General features: G+C 67.2%; 22 protein-coding genes and 1 pseudogene. 10 read left to right on the forward strand and 13 right to left on the reverse strand.

Annotated features, from left to right (window positions below; all coding sequences use genetic code 11):
* Positions 1 to 138 (forward strand): annotated as a pseudogene (locus tag AC1DNF_RS23415) (IS5-like element ISCARN85 family transposase); the annotation flags it as partial.
* A gap of 6 nt (positions 139 to 144) precedes the next feature.
* Here the strand turns inward: AC1DNF_RS23415 and AC1DNF_RS23420 are convergent.
* The 3 genes from AC1DNF_RS23420 to AC1DNF_RS23430 are packed head-to-tail and all read right to left on the reverse strand — an operon-like array spanning position 145 to position 4,002.
* Complete coding sequence (locus AC1DNF_RS23420) at positions 145 to 1,980, reverse strand: IlvD/Edd family dehydratase (RefSeq protein WP_478151033.1); 1,836 nt, start codon at positions 1,978 to 1,980, stop codon at positions 145 to 147.
* A 5-nt stretch (positions 1,981 to 1,985) separates the two neighbouring features.
* On the reverse strand, positions 1,986 to 3,005 hold the full coding sequence (gene denD, locus AC1DNF_RS23425) for a D-erythronate dehydrogenase (RefSeq protein WP_478151034.1): 1,020 nt from the start codon (positions 3,003 to 3,005) through the stop codon (positions 1,986 to 1,988).
* Positions 3,006 to 3,018: 13 nt separating this feature from the next.
* On the reverse strand, positions 3,019 to 4,002 hold the full coding sequence (locus AC1DNF_RS23430) for a FadR/GntR family transcriptional regulator (protein WP_478151035.1): 984 nt from the start codon (positions 4,000 to 4,002) through the stop codon (positions 3,019 to 3,021).
* Between AC1DNF_RS23430 and AC1DNF_RS23435 the strand changes: the two genes are divergently transcribed.
* Genes AC1DNF_RS23435 through AC1DNF_RS23450 form a run of 4 tightly spaced genes read left to right on the forward strand, consistent with a single transcriptional unit; the run spans position 3,974 to position 8,228 of the window.
* Entirely contained in the window at positions 3,974 to 5,047 is a 1,074-nt protein-coding gene (locus tag AC1DNF_RS23435) for an ABC transporter ATP-binding protein (protein WP_478151036.1), read from the forward strand. The two genes, AC1DNF_RS23430 and AC1DNF_RS23435, sit on opposite strands and share 29 nt — an antisense overlap.
* A 36-nt stretch (positions 5,048 to 5,083) precedes the next feature.
* Positions 5,084 to 6,415, forward strand: coding sequence for an ABC transporter substrate-binding protein (locus tag AC1DNF_RS23440; protein ID WP_478151037.1), 1,332 nt, complete (start codon positions 5,084 to 5,086; stop codon positions 6,413 to 6,415).
* A gap of 17 nt (positions 6,416 to 6,432) precedes the next feature.
* A complete protein-coding gene (locus tag AC1DNF_RS23445) occupies positions 6,433 to 7,341 on the forward strand; it encodes a carbohydrate ABC transporter permease (protein ID WP_478151038.1) in 909 nt (302 codons plus the stop codon).
* Complete coding sequence (locus AC1DNF_RS23450) at positions 7,338 to 8,228, forward strand: carbohydrate ABC transporter permease (RefSeq protein WP_478151039.1); 891 nt, start codon at positions 7,338 to 7,340, stop codon at positions 8,226 to 8,228. The genes AC1DNF_RS23445 and AC1DNF_RS23450 overlap by 4 nt, the downstream gene beginning before the upstream one ends.
* 15 nt (positions 8,229 to 8,243) lie before the next feature.
* Here AC1DNF_RS23450 and AC1DNF_RS23455 read toward each other — a convergent pair whose 3' ends face one another.
* Positions 8,244 to 8,702: a hypothetical protein gene (locus AC1DNF_RS23455; protein ID WP_478151040.1), complete on the reverse strand. Its 459-nt coding sequence runs from the start codon at positions 8,700 to 8,702 to the stop codon at positions 8,244 to 8,246.
* A 214-nt stretch (positions 8,703 to 8,916) separates the two neighbouring features.
* Here AC1DNF_RS23455 and AC1DNF_RS23460 point away from each other — a divergent pair, with 214 nt between their 5' ends.
* Positions 8,917 to 9,978 carry a class I SAM-dependent methyltransferase gene (locus tag AC1DNF_RS23460; RefSeq protein WP_478151041.1) on the forward strand — a complete coding sequence of 354 codons (1,062 nt, stop codon included), beginning with the start codon at positions 8,917 to 8,919 and terminating at the stop codon, positions 9,976 to 9,978.
* 65 nt (positions 9,979 to 10,043) lie between these two features.
* On the opposite strand, the gene AC1DNF_RS23465 is transcribed toward AC1DNF_RS23460, so the two are convergent.
* The 5 genes from AC1DNF_RS23465 to AC1DNF_RS23485 all read right to left on the reverse strand — a co-directional run bounded on the left by AC1DNF_RS23465 (position 10,044) and on the right by AC1DNF_RS23485 (position 16,248).
* The gene (locus tag AC1DNF_RS23465) at positions 10,044 to 11,939 is read right to left on the reverse strand and encodes a dipeptide ABC transporter ATP-binding protein (RefSeq protein ID WP_478151042.1); all 1,896 of its coding nucleotides are present in this window, start codon (positions 11,937 to 11,939) and stop codon (positions 10,044 to 10,046) included.
* A 1-nt stretch (position 11,940) separates the two neighbouring features.
* The gene (locus tag AC1DNF_RS23470; protein WP_478151043.1) at positions 11,941 to 12,858 is read right to left on the reverse strand and encodes an ABC transporter permease; all 918 of its coding nucleotides are present in this window, start codon (positions 12,856 to 12,858) and stop codon (positions 11,941 to 11,943) included.
* Positions 12,855 to 13,871 carry an ABC transporter permease gene (locus tag AC1DNF_RS23475; RefSeq protein WP_478151044.1) on the reverse strand — a complete coding sequence of 339 codons (1,017 nt, stop codon included), beginning with the start codon at positions 13,869 to 13,871 and terminating at the stop codon, positions 12,855 to 12,857. Before AC1DNF_RS23475 ends, AC1DNF_RS23470 begins: the two co-directional genes overlap by 4 nt.
* A gap of 42 nt (positions 13,872 to 13,913) precedes the next feature.
* The gene (locus tag AC1DNF_RS23480) at positions 13,914 to 15,479 is read right to left on the reverse strand and encodes an ABC transporter substrate-binding protein (RefSeq protein WP_478151045.1); all 1,566 of its coding nucleotides are present in this window, start codon (positions 15,477 to 15,479) and stop codon (positions 13,914 to 13,916) included.
* 73 nt (positions 15,480 to 15,552) lie between these two features.
* Positions 15,553 to 16,248: a GntR family transcriptional regulator gene (locus tag AC1DNF_RS23485; RefSeq protein ID WP_478151046.1), complete on the reverse strand. Its 696-nt coding sequence runs from the start codon at positions 16,246 to 16,248 to the stop codon at positions 15,553 to 15,555.
* Positions 16,249 to 16,512: 264 nt separating this feature from the next.
* Here AC1DNF_RS23485 and AC1DNF_RS23490 point away from each other — a divergent pair, with 264 nt between their 5' ends.
* Genes AC1DNF_RS23490 through AC1DNF_RS23505 form a run of 4 tightly spaced genes read left to right on the forward strand, consistent with a single transcriptional unit; the run spans position 16,513 to position 19,979 of the window.
* Positions 16,513 to 17,268, forward strand: coding sequence for an HpcH/HpaI aldolase family protein (locus AC1DNF_RS23490; RefSeq protein ID WP_478151047.1), 756 nt, complete (start codon positions 16,513 to 16,515; stop codon positions 17,266 to 17,268).
* Positions 17,269 to 17,293: 25 nt separating this feature from the next.
* Positions 17,294 to 18,682, forward strand: coding sequence for an FAD-binding oxidoreductase (locus tag AC1DNF_RS23495; protein WP_478151048.1), 1,389 nt, complete (start codon positions 17,294 to 17,296; stop codon positions 18,680 to 18,682).
* A complete protein-coding gene (locus AC1DNF_RS23500) occupies positions 18,683 to 19,471 on the forward strand; it encodes an aspartate/glutamate racemase family protein (RefSeq protein ID WP_478151049.1) in 789 nt (262 codons plus the stop codon).
* Positions 19,464 to 19,979 carry a V4R domain-containing protein gene (locus AC1DNF_RS23505; RefSeq protein ID WP_478151050.1) on the forward strand — a complete coding sequence of 172 codons (516 nt, stop codon included), beginning with the start codon at positions 19,464 to 19,466 and terminating at the stop codon, positions 19,977 to 19,979. The genes AC1DNF_RS23500 and AC1DNF_RS23505 overlap by 8 nt, the downstream gene beginning before the upstream one ends.
* Positions 19,980 to 20,022: 43 nt before the next feature.
* Here AC1DNF_RS23505 and AC1DNF_RS23510 read toward each other — a convergent pair whose 3' ends face one another.
* From AC1DNF_RS23510 to AC1DNF_RS23525, 4 genes are all read right to left on the reverse strand, one after another.
* Positions 20,023 to 20,436 (reverse strand): acyl-CoA thioesterase, encoded by a 414-nt coding sequence (locus AC1DNF_RS23510; protein ID WP_478151051.1) that lies wholly within the window; start codon positions 20,434 to 20,436, stop codon positions 20,023 to 20,025.
* 131 nt (positions 20,437 to 20,567) lie between these two features.
* Complete coding sequence (locus AC1DNF_RS23515) at positions 20,568 to 21,866, reverse strand: TRAP transporter large permease (RefSeq protein WP_478151052.1); 1,299 nt, start codon at positions 21,864 to 21,866, stop codon at positions 20,568 to 20,570.
* Entirely contained in the window at positions 21,863 to 22,363 is a 501-nt protein-coding gene (locus AC1DNF_RS23520; RefSeq protein WP_478151053.1) for a TRAP transporter small permease, read from the reverse strand. Before AC1DNF_RS23520 ends, AC1DNF_RS23515 begins: the two co-directional genes overlap by 4 nt.
* Positions 22,364 to 22,475: 112 nt before the next feature.
* Positions 22,476 to 23,522: a TRAP transporter substrate-binding protein gene (locus AC1DNF_RS23525; RefSeq protein WP_478151054.1), complete on the reverse strand. Its 1,047-nt coding sequence runs from the start codon at positions 23,520 to 23,522 to the stop codon at positions 22,476 to 22,478.
* Positions 23,523 to 23,552: the final 30 nt, after the last annotated feature.

Here is a 23,552-nt window from a genome sequence, read left to right on the forward strand (position 1 = left end):
CGCCGCAATGAAGTCGAGCGGCTGTTCCGGCGCCTCAAGGGATTCCGCCGCATCTTCTCGCGCTTCGAGAAACTCGACGTGATGTTCCTCGGCTTCATCAGCTTCGCGCTGATCGCCGATGGACTTCGCTTGTGTTAACAGGCCCTAGTGGTTGTCGCGCGGAATGCCGAAGGTCGCGTGGATCTTCTGGTACTTAACCGCCGGCTTCAGCACCATGCCTTCCGACAACTCGTCCACGATGCCGCGCTGGATCTCCTGCCACGGCGTCTGGCTCGGCGGATAGGGGTAGCCGCCGGCGGCCTCGAGGCTGGCGCGTCGCTTCGCGATCTCTTCATCGGATACCAGCATGTTGGCCGTGCGCTTCTTCAGGTCGATGCGCACGCGGTCGCCGGTCTTGAGCAGCGCCAGCCCGCCGCTGGTCGCCGCCTCCGGCGAGGCGTTGAGGATCGAGGGCGAACCCGAGGTACCCGACTGCCGCCCGTCGCCGATGCAGGGCAGGGCGGTGATGCCCTTCTTCAGCAGGTAGGCGGGCGCGCGCATGTTCACCACCTCGGCCGCGCCCGGATAGCCCACCGGCCCGACGCCGCGCATGAAGAGAACGCTGTGGGCGTCGATCTTCATCTTCGGGTCGTCGATCTTGTGGTGGTAGTCCTCCGGCCCGTCGAAGACAACCGCATTGCCTTCGAAGGCCATCGGGTCCTCCGGGTCTTCCAGGTAGCGGGCGTGGAACTCCGGCGAGATCACGCTGGTCTTCATGATCGCGGAGTCGAAGAGATTGCCGGTGAAGTTGAGGAAGCCGGCGTTCTTCTTCATCGGCTTCGCATAGGGGAAGATCACCTTGGGGTCGCTGGTGAACTTGCCTTCGCAGTTCTCGATGAGCGTCTTGCCGTTGGCGGTGAGGGCCGGCTGGATCTTGCCCTTGGCGATCAGTTCGGCCACCACCGCGGGCACGCCGCCGGCGCGGTAGTAGTCCTCGCCGAGATATTCGCCCGCGGGCTGCAGGTTGACGATCAGCGGGATCTTGTAGCCGTGCTTTTCCCAATCGGCCGTCGTCAGCGGCACGCCGATGTGGCGCGCGATGGCGTTCAGGTGGATCGGCGCGTTGGTCGATCCGCCGATGGCGGAGTTCACCACGATCGCGTTCTCGAAGGCCGCGCGCGTGAGGATGTCCGAGGGCTTCAGGTCCTCGCGCACCATCTCCACGATGCGCTTGCCCGTCATGTAGGCCATCTCCTGGCGGTCCCGGTAGGGCGCGGGAATGGCCGCGCTGCCCGGCAGCGTCATGCCCAGCGCCTCGGACAGCGAGTTCATGGTCGACGCCGTGCCCATGGTGTTGCAGTGCCCCGTCGAAGGCGCGGACGATGCCACCAGCTTCAGGAACTCCTGGTAGCCGATCTCGCCCGCGGCCATCATCTCGCGGGCCTTCCAGACGATGGTGCCCGAGCCGGTGCGCTCGCCCTGGTACCAGCCGTTGAGCATCGGCCCGGCGTTGAGCGCGATGGCGGGGATGTCCACCGTCGCCGCCGCCATGATCTGCGCCGGCGTGGTCTTGTCGCAGCCGGTGGTCAGCACCACGCCGTCGATCGGGTAGCCGTACAGGATCTCGACCAGCGACAGGTATTGCAGGTTGCGGTCGAGCGAGGCGGTCGGGCGCTTGCAGGTTTCCTGGATCGGATGGATCGGGAACTCGAAGGCGACACCGCCGGCATCGCGGATGCCTTCGCGCACGCGCTCGGCCAGCACCAGGTGGTGCCGGTTGCAGGGGGCGATGTCCGAGCCGGTCTGCGCGATGCCAATGATCGGGCGCCCCGACTGCAGCTCCTCGAAGCTCAAGCCGAAGTTCATGGTGCGCTCCAGGTAGAGCGCCGTCATGTCGGCATTGGACGGGTTGTCGAACCAGGCCTGCGAGCGCAGGCTCCTGGCGCCTTTCCTGGCGGAGGACTTGGTGATCTTGGCGTTCTTTGGTTTCGTGGGTTTCATGGATTTCACCGGTTCATGCCCTTGAGGGTCTCACTTGCGCTCGGCAGCGCCGAGCAGTCGTCGATGTATTGCCGGATGATGTCGGCGAAGTTCTCGTGCGGCAGCAACCCGAGCCGCGCGGCCCGCGCCGCCGAGGCCCCGCTGGGCCAGTTGGCCACGATGCCGGCGATGCGCTCGTCGCGCTCGAAGCGCACGCGGGCGCGCACGGCCGGGCCCGCCACCTGCTCCAGCGCCTCGAGCATGTCGCTCACGCGCACATTGAGCGCGGGCAGGTTGAGCGCGGTGCGGCCGCAGAAGGCCTCGCGGCTGGCTTCGTAGACGGCGATCAGGCCGTCGATGGTGCGCGAGGGCGAGGACACCGGGTGCGACACCTCGGGCGAGACGGGGCAGATCGACTCGATGCCCGCCAGCGGCTCGCGGATGATGCCGCTGAAGAAGGAAGAGGCGGCGCCGTTCGGCCGGCCGGGGCGCACGGTCACGGTCATCAGGCGCGCGGCGCGGCCGTCGATGTAGCCCTTGCGCGTGTAGTCAGCGATGAGGTGCTCGCAGATCAGCTTCTGCGTGCCGTAGGAGGTCTGCGGCGCCGGGAGCGTGTCGTCCGCCACGATCTTGGGCAGCGGCACGGCCGGGTCGGGGCCGAACACCGCCACCGAACTGGAGAACACCACGCGCGGCGCCTTGCCGCCCGCGTTGACATGGGCCCTGATCGCATCGAGCAGCGCGCGCGTGCTGTCCAGGTTGGAGCGCAGGCCGAGGTCGAAGTCGGCTTCGCATTCGCCGGACACGGCCGAAGCCAGGTGGAACACGCCGTCGAAGGCCTCCTCGCGCAGCGCGTCGGCCTGTGCGAGCAGCGGGCCGGTGCGCGCCTCGACGCGCCCCTCCGCCAGCAGGTCGGCCGGCGGCGGCGCGATGTCGGTGAGGACGAGGCGATCGATGCGCTCGCCCGCCAGCGTGCCGCGTCTCAAGAGCGTGCGCGCCAGGCGCGCGCCCACGAAGCCGCCGCCGCCAGTGATCATCAGTTTCATGTTGCTGTCTCCTTCATTTCGTCGATTTGCGCGCGGCCTTGGCGGCCGCCCTGCGCCGTTGGGCGTCGATGACGCCACCCTCGACGAGCCGCTGCTCGCCGCGGGTGAGGTGTTCGGTGGCATGGAGGCGCGCCGCGACGGGATCGTGCGCGGCGATGGCCTCGAAGATGGCGCGGTGCTCGAGCTGCACCGCGACCATGAAATCCGCCCGCCGCGCTTCGTTGCCGCGCGTGATGCGCATGCCTTCGCGCAGATATTGCTCCAGGAAGCCGAGCAGCAGGCGGAACTGCGGGTTGCCGGTGGCCTCGCCGATGACGCGGTGGAAGGCCAGGTCCTCGGCGACGCCGTCGCGCCCGGCGGCGACCGCCTGGTCGATGGCCTCCAGTGCGCGCCGCAGCGCGGTGATCTGGGTCTTGGTCGCCCGCTCGGCCGCGAGCGCGGCGATCTCGCCTTCCAGCACGCGCCGCACCTCGACCACATGGACCACGGCCTGAACGGAGTTCAGCACCCTCGGGTCGAACTCGAGCGGCTTGTGGATCGGCCGCGCGGCCACGAAGACGCCAGACCCCTGACGCGACAGCACCAGGGCCCTGGACTTGAGCTGGTGCACCGCTTCGCGCACCACGGTGCGCGAGACCCCGTGCATCAAGGCCAGCTGCAGCTCGGTCGGCAGCCGGTCGCCGGGCTTGAGTTCGCCCGATTCGATCTGCGCGCTCAAGCGCGCCGCCAGCCGGTCCGAAAGCCGATCGACGATCAACTGCTGGGGCTGGGAGGTGGCGGAGGTGGCTCGCGCCATGGTGGTGGGAATTTGATCGGTTATCAGGTCATCATACAAATTTCCGGGGGTTAATGCGTACCGGTTTGCCCTGATGCGCGGGCCCGGGCCAATGCCAATACTGCGCGGTTGCGGCCCGGGCCTTCCGAGCCGCTTGCGCCGAAGTACGGCGAACCTATCAGGACTCCAGTGCATGGCCAGTGTCACGATCCAGGCGGTCAAGAAGAATTTCGGTGATGTCCCCATCCTCCACGGCGTGGACATCGACATCCAGGACGGTTCCTTCACCGTGCTGGTCGGACCCTCCGGGTGCGGCAAGTCGACGCTGCTGCGCATGATCGCGGGACTGGAGGAGATCAACAGCGGGGAGATCCGCATCGGCGAGAAGCGCGTCAACGACCTGCCGCCGAAGGAGCGCGACATCGCGATGGTGTTCCAGAACTACGCGCTGTACCCGCACATGACGGTGCGCGACAACATGGCGTTCGCGCTGGCCCTGGCGAAGACGGACAAGGCGACCATCGACACCAAGGTCCAGCGCGCCGCCGAAATCCTCGCGCTCATTCCGCTGCTCGACCGCTATCCGCGCCAGCTCTCGGGCGGCCAGCGCCAGCGCGTCGCGATGGGCCGCGCCATCGTGCGCGATCCGCAGGTGTTCCTGTTCGACGAGCCGCTGTCCAATCTCGATGCAAAGCTGCGCGTGGCGATGCGCGGCGAGATCAAGGAGCTGCACCAGCGCCTGAAGACCACCTCGATCTACGTCACGCACGACCAGATCGAGGCGATGACGATGGGCGACAAGATCGTCGTCATGCGCGACGGCCGCATCGAGCAGACCGGCAGCCCGCTGGAGCTCTATGACAGTCCCGCCAACCAGTTCGTCGCCGGCTTCATCGGCTCGCCCGCCATGAACTTCCTGCCGGGCATCCTGCGCCGCGGTGCCGGGGGCGCGCGGGTGGAACTGCAGGACGGAACGCAACTCGACGCGCCCCTGCGCGCCGGCGGCACGGATGGCCAGCCGGTGGTCTACGGCACGCGGCCCGAGCACCTGATCCTGGCGGACGCCGGCGGCATCCCCTCGCGCGTCGTCGTGATGGAGCCGACCGGCATGGATACCTTCGTGGCGTGCCGTCATGAGGGCGCCGAGATCTCCGCGGTGTTCCGCGAGCGCCACGATTTCGCGCCCGGCACCGTCATCCACCTGCAGCCCGACCTGCAGCGCGCCCATCTCTTCGACGCAGGCACCGGCCAACGGCTGGTGGCCTGAGCTTCATCACGGCCCGATCATCAACAGGAGACATCCATGAGTGACTTCAACAATCGCCGCAAGATTCTGAAAGGCTCGGCCGGCATGGCCGCCGCGGCGACGCTGGGCGTCGGCGGCACGATCTTCTCGCCGCTCGCGCAAGCCCAGTCGATGAGCTTCAAGCCCGAGAAGGGCGCCAAGCTGCGCGTGCTGCGCTGGAGCCGTTTCGTGCAGGGCGACATCGACGCCTACATGGCCAACGTCAAGAAGTTCACCGACACCACGGGCATCGAGGTCCGCGTGGACAACGAGGGCTGGGAAGACGTTCGGCCCAAGGCGGCCGTGGCCGCCAACACCGGCGCCGGCCCGGACATCATCCTGTCGACCAACGACGACGCCAACCTCTATCCGGACAAGCTGCTCGACGTCACCGACCTGGCCGAGTACCTCGGCAAAAAATACGGCGGCTGGTACCCGGCGGGCGAGGCCTTCATGCGGCCCGACGGCAAGAAGTGGATCGGCCTGCCGCTGGGCGCATCGGGCTCGCTCATCGTCTACCGCGAGAGCATGGTCAAGGCCGCCGGCTTCGACACCTTCCCCAAGAACACCGACGACTTCCTGAAGCTCTACAAGGCCCTGAAGGAAAAGGGCACACCCGGCGGCATGGCGCTGGGCAACGCGACGGGCGACAGCACCTGGACCAACTGGCTGATCTGGGCCTTCGGCGGCAAGCTGGTCGACAAGAACAACAAGGTCGTGATCGACAGCCCCGAGACGCTGAAGGCACTGGAATACGGCAAGGAGCTGTATGCCAACTTCATCCCCGGCACGCTCTCGTGGCTGGACCCGAACAACAACAAGGCCTTCCTCGACGGCCAGATCAGCGTCACCAACAACGGCATCTCGATCTACTACGCGGCGAAGAACGCGACCGACCCCAAGGTCAAGGAAATGGCCGCCGACATCAACCACGCGGTGTTCCCCATCGGGCCCGTGGGCGTGCCGACCGAATCGCATCTGTTCTTCAACCAGATGATCATGAAGTACACGAAGTTTCCGAACGCCGCGAAGGAGTTCCTGCGCTTCATGATGGAGAAGGAGCAGTACGACCCCTGGCTGCAGGGCGGCGGCGGCTATGTCGCGCAGCCGCTGCGCTTCTACGAGAACAGCACGATCTGGACTTCCGACCCGAAGAACATGCCGTACCGGGATTCGGTGAAGAACCTGCGCCCGGCCGGCTACGACGGCAAGCTGGGCTACGCATCGGCCGGCTGCGCGGCGGACTTCATCATCCCCAACATGGTGGCTGAAGCCGCAAGCGGCGCCAAGACCCCCAAGGAAGCCGCCGAACGCGCCCAGAAGCGCGCCGAACGCTACTACAAGCTCTGATCAAGGCAGCCCGCCCCATGACATTTCTGGCAAGGATGCAGAACAGTCGCAACGCGCTCGGCTTCATGTTCATGTTGCCGGCGGCGCTGCTGCTGCTGCTGTTTCTGACTTATCCACTGGGGCTGGGCACCTACCTCGGTTTCACCGACGCCAAGGTCGGGCGGCCGGGGTCCTGGGTCGGACTCGAGAACTACGAGTACCTGTGGGGCGACGCCGTCACGCGGCTGGCCCTCTTCAATACGATCTTCTACACCTTCGTGGCGAGCGTGTTCAAGTTCTTCCTGGGGCTGTGGCTGGCGGTTCTGCTGAACAAGAACATCCGCTTCAAGACCTTCTTCCGGGCGGTGATCCTGCTGCCCTACATCGTGCCGACGGCGCTGTCGGCGATCGCCTTCTGGTGGATCTACGACTCGCAGTTCTCCATCATCAGCTGGGCGCTGGTGAAGATGGGGCTCATCGACACGTACATCGACTTCCTCGGCAGCCCGTGGAACGCGCGCTTCGCGGTGATCATCGCCAACGTCTGGCGCGGCGTGCCTTTCGTGGCGATCACGCTGCTCGCGGGGCTGCAAACCATCTCGCCCTCGTACTACGAGGCGTCGGCCATCGACGGCGCCACGCCGTGGCAGCAGTTCCGCCACGTCACGCTGCCGCTGCTCACGCCGATCATCGCGGTGGTGATGACCTTCTCCGTGCTCTTCACCTTCACCGACTTCCAGCTCATCTACGTCATCACGCGCGGCGGGCCCCTCAATGCGACGCACCTGATGGCCACCCTGTCCTTCCAGCGCGCGATCTCGGGCGGCGCGCTCGGCGAGGGCGCGGCCATCGCGATTGCGATGGTGCCCTTCCTGCTCGCCTGCGTGATGTTCAGTTTCTTCGGGTTGCAGCGCCGCGCCTGGCAACAGGGAGGGGCCGACAAATGAGTGCCGTTCAATTGAGCAAGCAGGGAAAGGTCGACACGATCGGCATGGGTTTCCTGGATTCGCTGCCGCGCAAGGTGGTGACGGTGTACCTGCCCCTGGTGGTGTTCCTGATCGTGCTGCTGTTTCCGTTCTACTGGATGGCGATCACCTCGGTGAAGCCCGACGCGGAACTGCTGTCGCGCGAAGGCAACCCGTTCTGGGTCATCGCGCCCACGCTGGCGCACTTCCACAAGCTGCTGTTCGAGACCTCCTACCCGCAGTGGCTCTGGAACACGGTGCTGGTGTCGGTGGTGTCGACATTCTTCTCGCTCGCGGCCTCGGTGTTCGCGGCCTACGCGATCGAGCGGCTGCGCTTCAAGGGCTCCAAGCAGGTGGGTCTGTCGATCTTCCTGGCCTACATGGTGCCGCCGTCGATCCTGTTCATTCCGCTGGCGAACGTGGTGTTCAACCTCGGGCTCTTCGATACGCGCTGGGCGCTGATCCTGACCTACCCGACCTTCCTGATCCCCTTCTGCACCTGGCTGCTGACGGGCTACTTCCGCTCGATCCCGGCCGAGCTGGAGGAGTGCGCGCTGATCGACGGCGCGAGCCGCTGGCAGATTTTGGTCAAGATCGTGCTGCCGCTGGCGGTCCCGGGGCTCATCTCGGCCGGCATCTTCGCGTTCACGCTGTCGTGGAACGAGTTCATCTACGCGCTGACCTTCATCTCCTCCTCGGAGATCAAGACGCTGCCGGTGGGCGTGGTCACCGAACTGGTGCAGGGCGATGTGTACCAGTGGGGGCCCCTGATGGCGGGGGCGCTGCTGGGCTCGCTGCCGGTGGCCTTCATCTACTCCTTCTTCGTCGAGTACTACGTGTCGGGGATGACGGGATCGGTCAAGGAGTGAGCCGTCGGCGTCCGTTCATTCCAGGTAGTCGATGAACTGCGGGATCACATCGCTCAGAAAGCGGATTTCTTCTGAGGGCATGTCGCGTGGCTCCAGATCGAAATGGATGAAGGTGCCATAGGGCGTGCCGCACTCGCGCCTCAGCAGCCGCCCGTAGTACGACTCGACCATCCCGGCATAGGGCCGATTCGTCAGGCGTCGATCCCTGGAAGCATGGCTGGTCACGAACTCGCCATGCTCGATCGCATACCGGCAGAAGCTCTTTGGCAGAGGCACCACCTTCAGCCAGGTGCGGTATTCGCAGTCGCGGTCGAAGGCGTGCGTCGCGTGCATGACATCGCCGTTCAACTTGTAGATCGCCGTGAATCGAAAGGGCGTCCTGTCGTTGAGCATGGCCAGGGCCGGAACGATCCCGCGGCTGGCAATGAGGTTGCGAACGGTTGCAACAGGCGCTGGCAATTCGACGTCGATCATGGGTACATTGGTTGGGGCGTAGGCGCGAATCTTACGTAATTCTTACTGCACTCGGGAACAGGGGCTGACCCTCATCTTGTCGGCCAGGACCCCGGCGCCGACGTTGGTGCGAGGCGCGTAACCGCGGGACACCAGGACCCGAATATCCATCGAGTCCGACCCGTCGCGCGCGTGATCGCTCATGCGGCACGACGCAACCCTGAGGAGTGAAGTCATGCAGATCGATGAAGACAGGCTCAATGCCCTGATGGGCAGGATGGTCACGGAGTTCGGCGCGCTCGCCGGCGCGCCGCTCGTCATCCTCGGAGACCGGCTCGGGTTGTACAAGGCGATGGCCGGCGCCGGCCCGATGACGGTCGACCAGTTCAGCGACAGGACGCGTCTGCGATTGCGCTATGCCCAGGAGTGGCTCAGCGCGCAGGCCGCCAGCGGCTTCGTCGACTACGATCCGAAGGCGCAGACCTTTGCTCTCTCGCCCGAGGCCGCGCTGGTGCTTGCCGACGACAGCAGCCCGGCTTTCATGGTGGGTGGCTTCGATGTCCTGATGTCGATGTTTCATGACATCGACAAGGTCCAGAAGGCCTTTCGCGACGGCACCGGCCTTGGCTGGCACGAACACCATCCGGGCCTGTTCACCGGCACCGAACGCTTCTTCCGGGCGGGCTACAACGCGAACCTGGAACCGAGCTGGATTCCCGCCCTGGACGGCATGCGCGAGCGACTTCAAGCGGGCGCGCGCGTGGCCGATGTCGGCTGCGGCTTCGGCGCATCGACGATCGTGCTTGCGCAGGCGTACCCGCAGTCGACCTTCGTCGGCTACGACTACCACGAGCCTTCGATCACGGCCGCGCGCGAGCGCGCCGCCGCGGCGGGCGTCGCCCACCGGGTTCGTTTCGAGATGGCGGGGGCGAAGACCTATCCGGGCCGAGACTTCGACCTGGTTGCATTCTTCGACTGCCTGCACGACATGGGCGACCCGGTCGGGGCGGCGCGCCATGTGCGCGAGACGCTGGCGCCGGACGGCATGTGGATGATTGTCGAACCGTTCGCGAACGATCGACTGGAAGACAACCTGAACCCGGTCGGGCGCATCTTCTACTCCGCCTCCACGATGGTGTGCACGCCGTGCTCCCTCTCGCAGGAGGTGGGGCTCGGACTGGGCGCCCAGGCCGGCGAGCAGCGCCTGCGCGATGTTGTCGTGAAGCAAGGGGGATTCAGCCGTTTTCGGCGCGCCGCGGAAACGCCGTTCAATCTCGTCTTCGAGGCCCGCCCGTAGGGCGAGAGCAGCGGTTGCGCTGCGAAGCGAGCCTCTGGCCATTCCGAGACCTGGCCCTCGGCCCTTCAGGTCAACGGTGCGTCGAGGGGCATGGGCCGCAAGCCATGACTTGACACTGGCCCGGGCGGCCAGGCGATCGACGGGTCCGCGGGTGGCACGGAGGCGAGCAGCGAACGCGTGTAGGGATGCTGCGGGCTGGAAAATACCGTCTCGGTCCGGCCCTCCTCGACGACGTCGCCGCGCTGCATGACGACCACGCGCGAGCACAGGTAGCGAACGACCGACAGGTCGTGCGAGATCAGCACCAGCGCGATGCCGTGGCGCCGTCCCAGCTCGAGCAGCAGGTTGAGGACCTGGGCCTGCACCGACACGTCGAGCCCGGAAACGATCTCGTCCGCGACCAGCAGCCTGGGCATCACGCACAAGGCCCGCCCGATGTTGACGCGCTGCTTCTGCCCGCCCGAGAGCTGGCTCGGAAAGCGCGCGAGCGCGTCCCCCGGCAATCCGACATCATTGAGCAGATCGCGGGCATGCTGCTCGCGCGGCTTGCGCTCGAGCTTCGCCGCCATCCGGTCGGATTCGTAGGCCTGGGTCAGGAGCCGAAACACCGAGCGGCGCGGGTTCAGCGCGGAGTGCGGATCCTGGAAGATCATCTGCACCTGCTCGCGCGTGAGCCGCAGCGCGCGGGTGCCCGAGCGCTCCTGCCCTTCCACCAGAAGCCGGCCGCTGGTCAGCGACTCGGCGCCGACGATCAGGCGCGCCACCGAACTCTTGCCGCTGCCGCTTTCCCCCACGATGCCTACGAATTCGCCGGGCCGCACCTTCAGCGAGAGCCGATGGACCGCCACGTTGTGCACCTTGCGCCGGCCCAGCAGGCCCCGGCGTGCGGTGTAGCGCAGCGTCGCGTCCTGGAGTTCCACCAGCGGCGGCGCATCGGGGTCGCCGGCCGGCGCCTTCCAGGCCGCGTCGCGGCTGTCGCCGGCGGGTACATCGTTCTGCGTGAGCGGCCGTGGCGCGATGCAGCGGACCCAGTGTCCGGCGGTCTGCTCGACCAGGGCGGGCGGCTGCTGCGTGCAGGCTGGCTGCCGTTGCGGGCACCGTGCCGCGAAGCGACAGCCGGCGATGGCGCCCAGCGCCGCGACGCCGGGCATCTGGCCGCCAAGAGTCGGCAGCAGGCGCTGCGGCCCGTGCACGTCGGGCGTGGCGTGGTCCAGCGCCCAGGTGTAGTGGTGGCGCGAGCGCCCCAGCACTTCGCGCGCCGGTCCGTATTCGACTTGCTCGCCCGCGTACAACACGGCGATGTCGTCGCACACGTGGGCCGCCAGCCGCAGGTCGTGCGTGATCAACAGCATCGCCGTGTGGTGAATGCGCCTCTGCTCGGCGAGCAGCTGCAGCACGTTGGCCTGGCTGACGACGTCCAGCGCGGTGGTCGGCTCGTCGGCCACGAGCAGCGCCGGGTTGGCCACGAAAGCCATGGCGATCAGCACGCGCTGGCACTGGCCGCCCGAGAGTTCGTGCGGATAGCGCTCAGCCAGCTCGTCCGGCTTCGGCAGATGGACCGATTCCAGCTGCTGCAGCATCAGGCGCCGACGGCCTCTGGACGGCACTCCCAGGTGCGCGAGGTGCTCGTCGAAGGTCTGGGCGATGGTCAGCACCGGGTTCAACGCGGTCAGCGGCTCCTGCGGCACGAAAGCAATGCGCCGCCCCAGCAGCCGGCGCCAGGCCCTGGCGTCCAGCGTCAGCAGATCCAGGCCGTCGAACCTGATGGCGCCGCGCGTGACCTCGAAGCCAGCCGGGGTGTGGCCGGCGATCACGCGGCCGATCATGCTCTTGCCGGCGCCGGACTCTCCCACCAGCCCGAGCACCTTGCCGCGCTCCAGGTTCAGCGAGACGTCGCGCAGCAGGTCGACCTTCGCGCCGCCCAGGCGGGCCGTCAATGTGAGATTGGAAATACTCAGCATGTCATTCGCTCCGCAGGCGCAGGCGCGGGTCCAGCGCGACGCGGACACCGTCGCCGAAAAGGTTGCAGCCCAGGACGGTGAGGATGATGCTGGCGACCGGCACCAGCATCACCCAGGCGGCGCTCTGCATGTCGGTGCGGCCGTCCGCCAGCATCTGTCCCCAGGTCGTGACCTGCGCCGGCACCGAAAGGCCGATGAAGGACAGCGTCGCCTCCACCACGATGGCGATGCCCATCTCGATGGAGAACAGCGTGATCATCAGCGGCACGACCGCCGGCAGTACCTCGCGCATCATGGTGCGCAGGTGGCTGAAGCCCAGCAGGCGGGCTGCCAACACATAGTCGCGGCGGCGGGTGACCAGCACGTCGGCGCGGACCACGCGGCAGAAGCGCGTCCAGTCCACCAGCACCACCGCGAGGATCACCTTGTCGACGCCGGTGCCGAGGCCGACCAGCAGGATCAGCGACAACACCACGGGCGGGAAGGACATCCACAAATCGACCACGTAGCTGATGCCGCGATCCACGACGCCGCCGAAGTAGCCGCTCAGCATCGCCAGGCTGCTTCCCAGCAGCATCGAGCCCAGCGCCGCGACGATGGCCACGGTCAGGGCCACGCGCGAGCCGTAGATCGCGCGCGACAGCACGCAGCGGCCCAGGCCGTCGGTGCCGAGCGGAAAGGAGGGGTCGCCGCCCGACGCCCACATCGGTGGCGTCAGCATGTGCAGCAGGTCCTGTTCCAGCGGGTCATGCGGCGCCACCCAGGGCGCGAGCAGGGCCAGCAGCAGCACGGCCAGCAGGATGCCGCCGCCCACCCACACGCGCGGCTGGCGACCCAACTGGCGCAGCGCGCCGCGGGTGACGGCAAAAGAGACGGCAGTCGGAGCCTGGGAGGTCATCGTGGTGGCAGTCGCGGTCATAGCGTTCTCAGTCGCGGGTTCAACACGGCATACAGAACGTCGACGATCACCGTGATCGCCAGCATCAGCACGCAGAAGATCAGGGCGATGCCCTGGATCAGCGGCAGGTCGTTGCCCTTCACCGCCTGCACCATCAGGTTCCCCACCCCGGGGAAGCCGAAGATCATCTCCACCAGCAGCGCGCCGCCGAAGAGGAAGCCGAACTGCACGCCGATCATGGTGATCGTGGGCAGCGCCGCGTTCTTCAGCATGTGGCGCCACACGATGCGGGCTTCCGACAGCCCGCGCAGCCGCGCCGCTTCGACGTAGGGTTCGTGGGCGGCGTCGATCAGGCTGGAGCGGAGCACCCGGATCACCAGCGGCGCGAAGCCCAGGGCCAGGGCCAGCGCCGGCAGCAGCAGGTGCGACAGCGCCGTGAGCCAGCCGCTGAAGTGGCCCACCAGCAGCAGGTCGATGAGGGCGAAGCCGGTGATGTCGGGCAGCGCCACCCCTCCGCCGACTCGCCCGCTGAAGGGCAGCACGGGCCACAGCACGCCGAAGGCCAGGATCAGCAGCAGGCTCCAGAGGAAGGATGGAATCGACTGCATCAGTGCCACCGCGAGGTCCGCGGCGGTTTCGCGACGGCGCTGGTAGAGAGCGTAGGCCAGCACGCCGCCCGGCACGCTGATCAGAAGCGCAAGCAGCAGGCCCGCCAAGGTCAGCTCCAGTGTTGCCGGCAGCGAGGACAGCATCAGGTGGGCCACCGGCTGGCGGAAGTTGATCGAGGTGCCCAGGTTGCCGTTGAGGGCCTGCCACAGCCAGATCAGGAATTGCTGCGGGACGGGCTTGTCCAAACCGAGCTGCTCCCGCAGCGCCGCCGCATCGGCCGGCGTGGCCGATGCGGGCAGCAGCATCGCGAGCGGATCGACCGGCAGCATGCGCAGCACGACGAACACGACCAGCGACAACAGCAGCAGGGTCGGGATGGCCAGCAGCAGCCGGCGCAGGATGATCGCGGAAATGATCTGGAACATGTCGTGGGACCTGCGCGCGGTCTGTCAGGGATCGAGGCCGGTTCAGCGGTACTTCATGTCGGCCGGCAGGATGTAGCCGTTGTCGAACAGGGTGGGCTGCAGCGTCGACGAATACGCCACCGTGGCCACGGCCTGCAGCAGCGGGATGGCCCAGGACTTCTCGGACGACTCGACGTTCAGCGCCTTGTAGCCGGCCATGCGCTTGGTCTCGTCGACCTCGGTCATCAGCGCATCGATGCGCGGGGCCAGCGCCATGTCCTTCCAGGTCGAGAAGCGCAGCCGCGGGTCGAAGATGCGGCCGGCATAGTTCTCCGGATCGCCGGTGCTGTTGACCCAGCTGTAGAGCAGCGGCCCCGCGAGCTTGCCGTTCTGCGCCGCCTCGACCAGCTTGGCCGGCGTGGTCTCCTCGATGGTGGCGTTGATGCCCACGGCCTTCCACATCGCGGCGATGGCGCGTGCCAGGTCGTAGTCGTTCGGGAACACGCCGTTGGTGGACAGCAGCGTGAAGGACACCGGGTTGGAAGTGCTGTAGCCGGCGGCCTTCAGCTCGGCGATGGCCTTGTTCTTGTCATAGGGGTAGTGGAAGTCGGGCACGTAGGAGGGCGTACCCTCGGGTGTCATGACCGACAGCGGCTTGGCGACGCCGCCGTAGAAAGCCTTGGAGAGTGCCGCCTTGTCGATGGACAGGTGCATGGCCGCGCGCACGTGGTCGTTGTCCATCGGCTTCACATAGCTGGGAATCCGGATCATGTAGACCTCGGAGACGGGATAGACCTTGGTCAGGATGCCGGTCTTCGACGCCAGCCGCTGCACTTCGCGCATGGGCAATTGCGTGGCCATGCCGACCCGCCCGGACTCGGCCAGCGCGACGCGCGCCGAGCCTTCGGGCACGATCTGGAACACCACCTGCCTGATCGGGGGCGCACCACCCCAGTACTTGTCGAAGGCTTCCAGCACGATGCGCGAGCCGCGCTGGTGTTCCACCATCCGGTAGGGGCCGGCGCCGATGGGCTTGGCGTTGAAGCCCTCGGGACCCACCTTCTCCATGTAGGCCTTGGGCACCACGTAGACGGCAAGGAAGGCCAAGTAGATCGGGGCGGCCGGCGTCGGCCGGTTGAAGACGAACACGCCCTTGGTCGGCGAGCTCACCTCGATGTCGCTCACGGTGTTGAGCATGCCGCCCACCAGCAGCTTCTTGTCGGCCTTCGCGCGCTCGGCCAGGCTGTAGCGGAAGTCGTCCATCGTCAGGCGCGTGCCGTCGTGGAACAGGATGTCGTCGCGCAGGGTGACCTCGAGGCGGGTGGCCTTGTTGTCGACCCACTTCCATTCCTTCAGCTGGCGCGGTTCGAGCTTCAACTGCGGCGAGTAGCGCAGCGGAGAATCGAACACCGACTGATACAGGTTCTGGATCGTTGGAATGGACAGCGCATTCGGGTCCCAGGTCGGCACATCCACCGGGTAGGCGATCGACAGGGTGGACTTGTCCACCGTCTGCGCGCCGGCCATCTGCCACGGCAGGAGCGAGCCCGCACCGGCAGCCATGGCGCCGAGCAGCAGATGGCGCCGGGTCGGGTCCTGCAACGCGTGCTGGAGTTGGAGATCTGTCATGGTGCGTTTCTCTTCCGGTTAAAGGGGATGGGCGGGGAGTGGGACAGTGCGTGGTGCGGCCGATGGAATGGGTTCATTGCTCGCTCGTATCGCCCAGGGCCGCGTAGGCGCTCTCCGCGGCGAGCACGAACCTCAACATGCTGTCGTGGGCCGCGACCGAGTCGTGCCGCGCAAAGCTCGCATACAGTTCCTTCAGCCCGGCGACCACGACCGGAGGGATCCCCGGCCCGCGCAGGGTGGACATCCGCACGGTCAACACCTGGTCGGAGCAGCGCATGATCACCGCCGCCAGCCGCTTGTTGCGCACGGCGCCCAGCCAGGTCTCGCGGAAATCCACGTTGGCGCGGAACAGGCGCGGGAAATCCTCCGAGGCCTGGGCGGCCTTGGCCTCGCTCAGCGCCGCGCTCAACTGCGCGATACCGGCGCGCGACAGATCGCGGGCGGCGAGCGCCGCGGCACGCGGCTCCAGCAGCTTGCGCAGCTCGAACACCTCGATCACGTCCTTCGGAGCCAGCGTGGGGATGCGATAGCCGCGCGCGGTGCTGACCAGGACGCCCTCGGCCACCAGCTGCAGCAGCGCCTCGCGGACCGGCATGCGCGACATGCCCAACTGCGCCGCGATCTCAAGATCCACCATGCGATCTTCCGGCGTCACCAGGCCCGTGCGCAACCGGCTGCGCAGGGCGTCGTAGGCGATGGCGCTGAGGCTCTGGCGGCTCTGCGGCTGCGCTTCGGGCACGCCCTTCAAAGGGGAGGTCGAGCGAGCCACGCCTATCTTCCGTATACAGTTTGATGTCAATCCGGCACCTGATCCTTGTTCTCGGATCGCCAGAAACAAAGGCCGCAACGAACAGGAAACGCGACTCTCCCTCTGCAGAAGCTATTTGCCGGCCTTGCCGGTGATTTCAAATTTAGTTGAGGCTTAAAGGACATTGACTTCAATGTGGCACGAACAATATACTGTTGTCAACCGCTCCAACGATAATCCCCGGCCGCGACGGCCAGGACGAAAAGCGGTGGAGAGCTTCCACCCATGAACTCGCAGGCACCGCCCTTCCAGCATCCCTTCAGGCCACGGCTGGAACGCGGCGCCGTTCTGCCCCTGGTGTGGCTGGCCCTCGGCAGCGCCGCGCTGGCCGAGATCGCTGCACAGTCCGTGCCAGCCGCCGTCGTGCTCGATCTCCAGCATGGACTGTGGGAGCGCGCAGCGCTCGAGGCCGCCGCCGGCATGGCGGGGGCGCGCACTTGCGTCATTGCGCGGACGGCGGATTTCTCGGCGACGGCCGTCGGCGCGGCGCTGGATGCCGGCGTGGCCGCGGTCATGGCGCCGCTGGTGGAAAGCGCGGACGACGCGCGCGTCCTGGCCAGCGCCAGCCGCTACCCGCCGCAGGGCAGGCGCTCGGGCGGCGGCGTGCGGCCGCTGCTGGCCGGCATCGACAGCATGCGGGCCGCCAATCAGCACGTCGCCGTGGGCGCCATGATCGAAACCGCGCTGGGTGCCCTGAACGCCGAGGCGATCTGCGCCGTCGAAGGCATCGACTTCATCTTCATCGGCACCGGCGACCTGCAGCTGTCGATGCCGGACGCCAGCGCCGACCAACTGAAGGCTTGCTGCGCGCGCATCCGCGACATCGCCCACCAGCAAGGCCTCCCTTGCGGCCTGTTCACCTCCGACGCCGACGCCGCCCGCCAGGCCTTCGCCGAGGGCTACGAACTGGCCGTGGTTGCCAATGACATCGGCCTCGCCGCGCGCGGCTTCGCCCAGGCGATGCGGGCGGCCCGGCCCTGAACTTCCAGACGAAAGACCTTCCGACATGCATACTGAACAAGCCGTCGATGCCCTGGTCCAGGCGCTCGGCACCGATCTCGTGGCCACCGGCCCCGCCATCCCCGACCGGCGCCACGGCGACTGGAGCGGGGCACCGGCCAGTGTGCCGCGTGCCCTGCTGCGCCCGCACAGCACCGGGCAACTGGCGCGCATGCTCCAGATCTGCAACGAGTTCGGGCAGCCGGTGGTTGCGCAGGGCGGGCTCACCGGCCTGGCGGGCGGCGCCTGTTGCGGTCCCGACGAAGTCGCCGTGAGCCTGGAGCGGATGAACGCGGTCGAAGAGGTCGATGCGATCTCCGGCACGCTCACCGCGCAGGCCGGCTGCACGCTGCAGGCGGTGCAGGAAGCCGCCGAGGCCGCCGGCTTCCTGTTCGCACTGGACCTGGGCGCCCGCGGCACCTGCACCATCGGCGGCAACCTCTCCACCAATGCCGGCGGCAACCGCGTCATCCGCTATGGCACCATGCGCGACCAGGTGCTGGGCATCGAGGCGGTGCTGGCCGACGGCAGCGTGGTCGGCGGCCTGCACAAGATGGTGAAGAACAACACCGGCTACGACTTCCGCCACCTGTTGGCCGGCGCCGAAGGCACGCTGGGCATCGTCACGCGCGTGGTGCTCAAGCTGCATCCGCAGCCGCGCTCGGTGTGCACCGCCTGGTGCGGCCTGCCGAACTACGACGCGGTGACCACCCTGCTGCGGCGCGCGAAGGCGGAACTGCCGGGGGGCGTGTCTGCCTTCGAGGTGATGTGGCCCAGCTACCTCGACTTCATGATGGAGAAGGTCAAGGGCCTGCGCGCGCCCTTGCCGGGCCGGCACGCCATGAACGTGCTGATGGAAAGCGCGGGCGCCGACGCCGTGCACCACCCGGCGGCCTTCGATGACTTCCTGGCCCGCATGCTGGAAGAAGGCGTGATCGAAGATGCCGCCGTGGCGCGTTCCGGCACCGACGCTCGCTCGCTGTGGGCGGTGCGCGATGCCACGGCGGAATTCCCCCTGCTGCTGCCCGGCATGGCGGCGTTCGACGTGAGCTTCGCGATCGCGGACATCGGCCGCGCCGCGCTGGAGTGCGAAGCCCTGCTGCGCGAGCGCTGGCCGAACGGCACGGCCCTGGTCTATGGCCATCTCGGCGACGGCAACCTGCACGTGATCGCGCATGCCGATGGCGGCCGGCCGGAAACGCGCGCGCAGATCGAGGAGCTGGTGTACGACCTGACGCGGCGTTACCGCGGCGCCGTCTCCGCCGAGCACGGCATCGGCCTGCTCAAGCGCAAGGTCCTGGGCCACACGCGCAGCCCCGCGGAACTGGCGGCGATGCGCGCCGTGAAGCACGCCCTGGATCCCAAGGGCATCCTCAACCCCGGAAAGGTGATCTGAATGAATGCATCCAAGACCAGGTTCCGCATCTGGGCGCAGGGCGCCACGGACAACGTGGGCCACCGCACTTATCTGGCGCAGTTGCTGCCCCACATGCAGGCCTGCGTCGACCCGGAGTTCGAGGTGGAGTTCCACACCACCACGCCCTCCGTCACCACGGTGCACGCGCTGTCCGAGTTTCGCTTTTCGCGCGAGGTGATCCGCAACGCGATCCGCGCCGAGCGAGAGAGCTACGACGTGTTCTTCATGAACCACTTCCAGGATGTGGGCCTGTACGAGGCGCGCGCCTCGGTGAACATCCCGGTGCTGGGGCTGGGCGAGACCAGCCTGTTGCACGCCTGCACGCTCGGGCGCAAGCTGGGGCTGCTCGCCATCAATCACGCCTTCATCCCGACCCATGCAGACCAGGTACAGCGCTACGGCCTGGAGCGGCGCGTGGCCGGAATTCGCGCCGTCGACGCCACGATGGCCGACTGGATGGAGGCCTTCGCCTCGCCCGAGAAGAAGGCGGATCTGGAGCAGGTGTTCGTGCGCGAAGCCCGCCGGTTGATGGACGCGGGCGCTGACGTCATCGTGCCCACCGGCGGCATTCCCATGATGCTCTTCGGCGCACCGGGCGCGCATGTCGACGGCGCGCCCATCGTCAACGGCGTGACGGTGGTCCTGAAGGCCGCCGAAATGGCAGTGAAGCTTCGCCGCCTGGGTGCCGCGGCCACCAGCCGCGTGGCGCACTCCGGGTTCGCGCTGCCGAACGAAAAGACGCTGGATGAGTTCCTGAACCATGGCTGATGCGGGCGGCCCGGTGGCGGAGTTCAAGGACAGGCTCGTCTTCGACGATGCCATGGGCGAATTGCGCGATGGACCGCGCCGCTATCTGCTGCTGCGGCCCGATGCCCTGATGACCATGTTTCGCCTGCTGCCGCCGGACACCCGCGCACTCGCGCTGGGCGCGCTGGAACAGGCGGTGCACCAGCAAGGCTCGGACAGCGCGCGCGCCTACCTGGCGCATAGCGGCGGCGACGTCGAGAAGCTGCTGACCCTCATCGAGGGCACTTCGCCGCAGCTGGGCTGGGGCACGTGGCGCTTCGAAGCGGACGGCGACACGCTGCGCCTGGAAGTGCACAACAGCCCGTTCGCGCAAGCCTTCGGCCCTTCGGAGCAGCCTGTCTGCCATGCGGTGAAGGGCATGCTGCGCGGGCTGGCGGACCTGTGGCTTGGCTGCCCGGCGCAGAGCAGCGAATTGAAGTGCTCGGCGCAGAACCACGCGAGCTGCACCTTCGAGGCGCGCGCGGCATAGGCGCTTGGCGGCGCGCGCCGCGCGTCCGGCGGCCGACCGAGGCCTATTCGCAGAGTTGCCTGATCTCCGGCGGAATCGGCACCGCGCGGATGCCGCCGCCTTCGCGCTTCGCCGCGAAGATGCGCACCTCGTCGCATTGGAGGATCAGGTCCTCGCCGCGCGTCACGCGGTAGGTCTGCACGAAGCTCCTGTCGCGCCATTCGGGAATCGCCACGGCGATGTGCAGCGTGTCGCCGTAGCTCGCGCTCTTGACGAAGCGCGTGTGCGTGTCGACGAGCGGTGTGCCGATGACCCCCAGCGTCTTCTCGGTTTCTTCCCATCGCGGCACGCCGCGCTCGGCGAAGAAATGACGCGAGGCCGCGTCGATCCAGCGGAAGAAGTTGGGAAACCAGACGATGCCGGCGGGATCGCAGTCGCCGAATTCGACGCGCACGGTGTAGATGACTTGAATGCTCATAAGGGTATCAATCCGATCAGATTCTCAGCGCGCCATTCCAGAAATACCGTGGATCCGGCTCGGCCGGTCCACCGGTATTGCCCCCTGCAAGGGGGCAGGCGGCCACACGAAGTGGGCAAGCCTGGGGGTGCTCACATCCTCGTCGGCAGCCACAAGGCAATGATCGGGAACGTGATCAGGATGACCAGCCGCAGGATGTCCGTCAGGATGAAGGGCAGCACGCCCTTGAAGATGGTGGTGAAGCTCACCTCCTTCACCACGCTCTTGATGACGAAGACGTTCATCCCCACCGGCGGGTGGATCAGCCCCAGTTCCACCGTCATCACGATGATCACGCCGAACCAGATCGGGTCGAAGCCCAGGTGCACGATCACCGGGAAGATGATCGGCACCGTCAGGATGATCATCGCCATCGCGTCCATCAGGCAGCCCAGCACCAGGTACATCAGCATGATGAGCGCCAGCACGCCGTAGCGGCCGATGCCCAGGCTGGTGAGGAACTCGGTGAGCTTCTGCGGGCTCTGCGTGATGGTGAGGAAGTAGCCGAAGAGCAGCGCGCCGATCAGCACCGTGAACACCGCCGCCGCCGTGCGAGTGGCCGAGAGCAGGGCCTCGCGGATCTTCGGCCCGTCGAGCTTGCGGCGCAGCACGCCGAGGATGAAGGCGCCGCTCGCGCCCACGCCGCCGGCCTCCGTCGGCGTGAAGAAGCCGCCGTAGAGCCCGCCGATCACGAACACGAAGAGCACCAGCGGCGCCCACACGTTCTTCAGGTCCGCCACGCGTTCCGCCCAGGGCCTGACCTCGCCGCCCGGCAGCCAGTTCGGCCGGAAGCGCACGATGAGCGCGATGGTCATGACGTACATCGCCATCGCCAGGATGCCGGGGATGATGCCCGCCATGAAGAGCTTGCCGATGTCCTGCTGCGTGAGGATGGCGTACACCGCCAGCACGGTGGACGGCGGCAGGATGGCGCCCAGCGTGCCGCCCGCCGCGATCACGCCGGTGGAGAAGGATTGCGGGTAGTTGAAGCGCCGCATCTCCGGGTAGGCCACGGCCGAGAAGGTGGCCGCGGTCGCGACAGAGGAGCCGCAGATGGCCGCGAAGCCGCCGCAGGCCAGCACCGTCGCCACGCCCAGGCCGCCGCGCAGGTGGCCGATCATCGAGTTGGCGGCCTTGAAGAGTTCGCGGCTCACGCCCGACACCGACACCAGCGCGCCCATCAGCATGAACATCGGGATCACGCCGAAGGTGTAGTCGGTCACGGTGCGCATGGAGGTCTGGCCGACCAGCTTGAGCGCGGGGCCGGGCCCGACGATCCACGCGTAGCCCGTGACGCCCACCAGTCCCATCGCCATGCCGACCGGCACGCGCAGCAGCATCAATGCAAAGAGAACGACGAAGCCGAGGACGGCGATCAGGTCGGTGCTCATTCGTCGGCTTTCATCTCGGGCTTCGTCTCTTCGAGCAATTCGGGGTGGAAGATCAGTCGATAGGTGCGGATGGCGATCAGCACCACCGCCGACACGTCGCCCAGCCAGGCCACCGCATAGAAGGGCCAGGTCGGGATGTTCATGTCGTAGGTCAGCACGTGGTCGACATAGGTGCCGCGCACCTTGTCGAACAGCGTGGCGGTCTGCACCGCGACGACGAAGAGCAGGACGAGCGTGGCGAACACGTCGATCGCGCGCTTCATGCGCGGGCCCGCCGCGGTCCACACCAGGTCCACCGTGATGTGGCCGCCGCGGTAGCTGGTGGCGGCGATGCCCCAGAAGATCAGGATGCCCAGCAGCATGCGGCCGAAGTCGTAGGCATCCGGGATCGAGGCATTGAAGAACTTCCGCAGGACGACTGCGATGAAGATGTTGAGAGCGACGATCCCGACGAACATGGCCGCGAGCCATTCGATCGTGTTGATCATCCTGTCCATGATCCTCATTGCCCGCCCCCAGGCTGCGCGCACTGCGTGTCGCTTCGCCATTCCCCCGCCGGGGGCGGCCAGGCGCGGCGGCCCCTCGGGGACGCCAGCTCGTGGCGCGCCATCACAGGGCCGACTGGCTCTTGGCGAGGTTCGCCTTCAGCGAATCCATGACCGCCTTCGGATCCTGGCCCACCTTCTTCACGCTCTCGGCCCACTGCGCCTCGACGGGCGCCACGGCCTTGCGCCACGCATCCAGCTGCTCCGGCGTGAGCTTGTAGATCTCATGCCCCGGCTGCGCGGCGATCTTGGCGTGGCCGGCGAACTCGAAATCGGCCCACGGCGTGGCGACCTTCTGGGCCCACTCGCTCGTGCAGTGGTCGTCGATCACCTTCTTCTGCGCGGCCGACATGCTGTCGTACTTGCTCTGGTTCATCGCCCAGACGAAGGGCGTGACGTAGAGCGGCACGTCCATGTGGTAGCTCACCACCTTGTCGATGCCGAACAGGCCGATCGAGCCCCAGGGGAAGGTGATCGCATCGGCCACGCCGCGCTCCAGCATGTCGCGCGACTCGGGCGCGGAAGCCTGCACGTTGGTGCCGCCCAGCGAAGTGACCATCTGCCCGATGGTGCTGGTCGCGGGCCGGATCTTCATGCCCTTGATGTCGGTGGGGAGCGTGATCTTCTTGCGCGCATGGAAGGTGCCGGGGTCGTGCACGAAGGCGAAGCAGAACTTGACGTCCTTCATCTCCTTGGCCGCGTATGGCCGGTACCAGGCGTCGATCGCGGCCGAGCCGCCCTTGCCGTTGGCGAACAGGAAAGGCAGCGAGGCGCCCGCCATGATCGGGAAGCGGCCGGGCTGGTAGCCCGGGTTGATGTAGGCGAAGTCGGCGATGCCGTCGCGCGCCATGTCGTAGTGGTCGAAGGCCTTGCCGAGCTGCTCCGAAGGGAACAGCGTCGCGGTGATGGTGCCGTTGGAGGCCTTCTTGATGTCGTCGGCCCAGGCCTGCAGCGAGGGGTTGAGCGGATGCTGCGCGGGCACCCAGCTCGACATCTTGAGGTTGACGGGCTTGTCCTGGGCCTGCGCGGGCATGGCGGCCAGCGCCAGCGTGGCCGCGAGCGCCAGCACGGCACGGGTGCTCGCCGATCTCAGGAATCGGGTGGTGAACATAGGGGGAGGTCTCCTGGTTGTGTAAGCAAG

The sequence above is a fragment of the Variovorax sp. 01T432 genome (assembly GCF_056398605.1).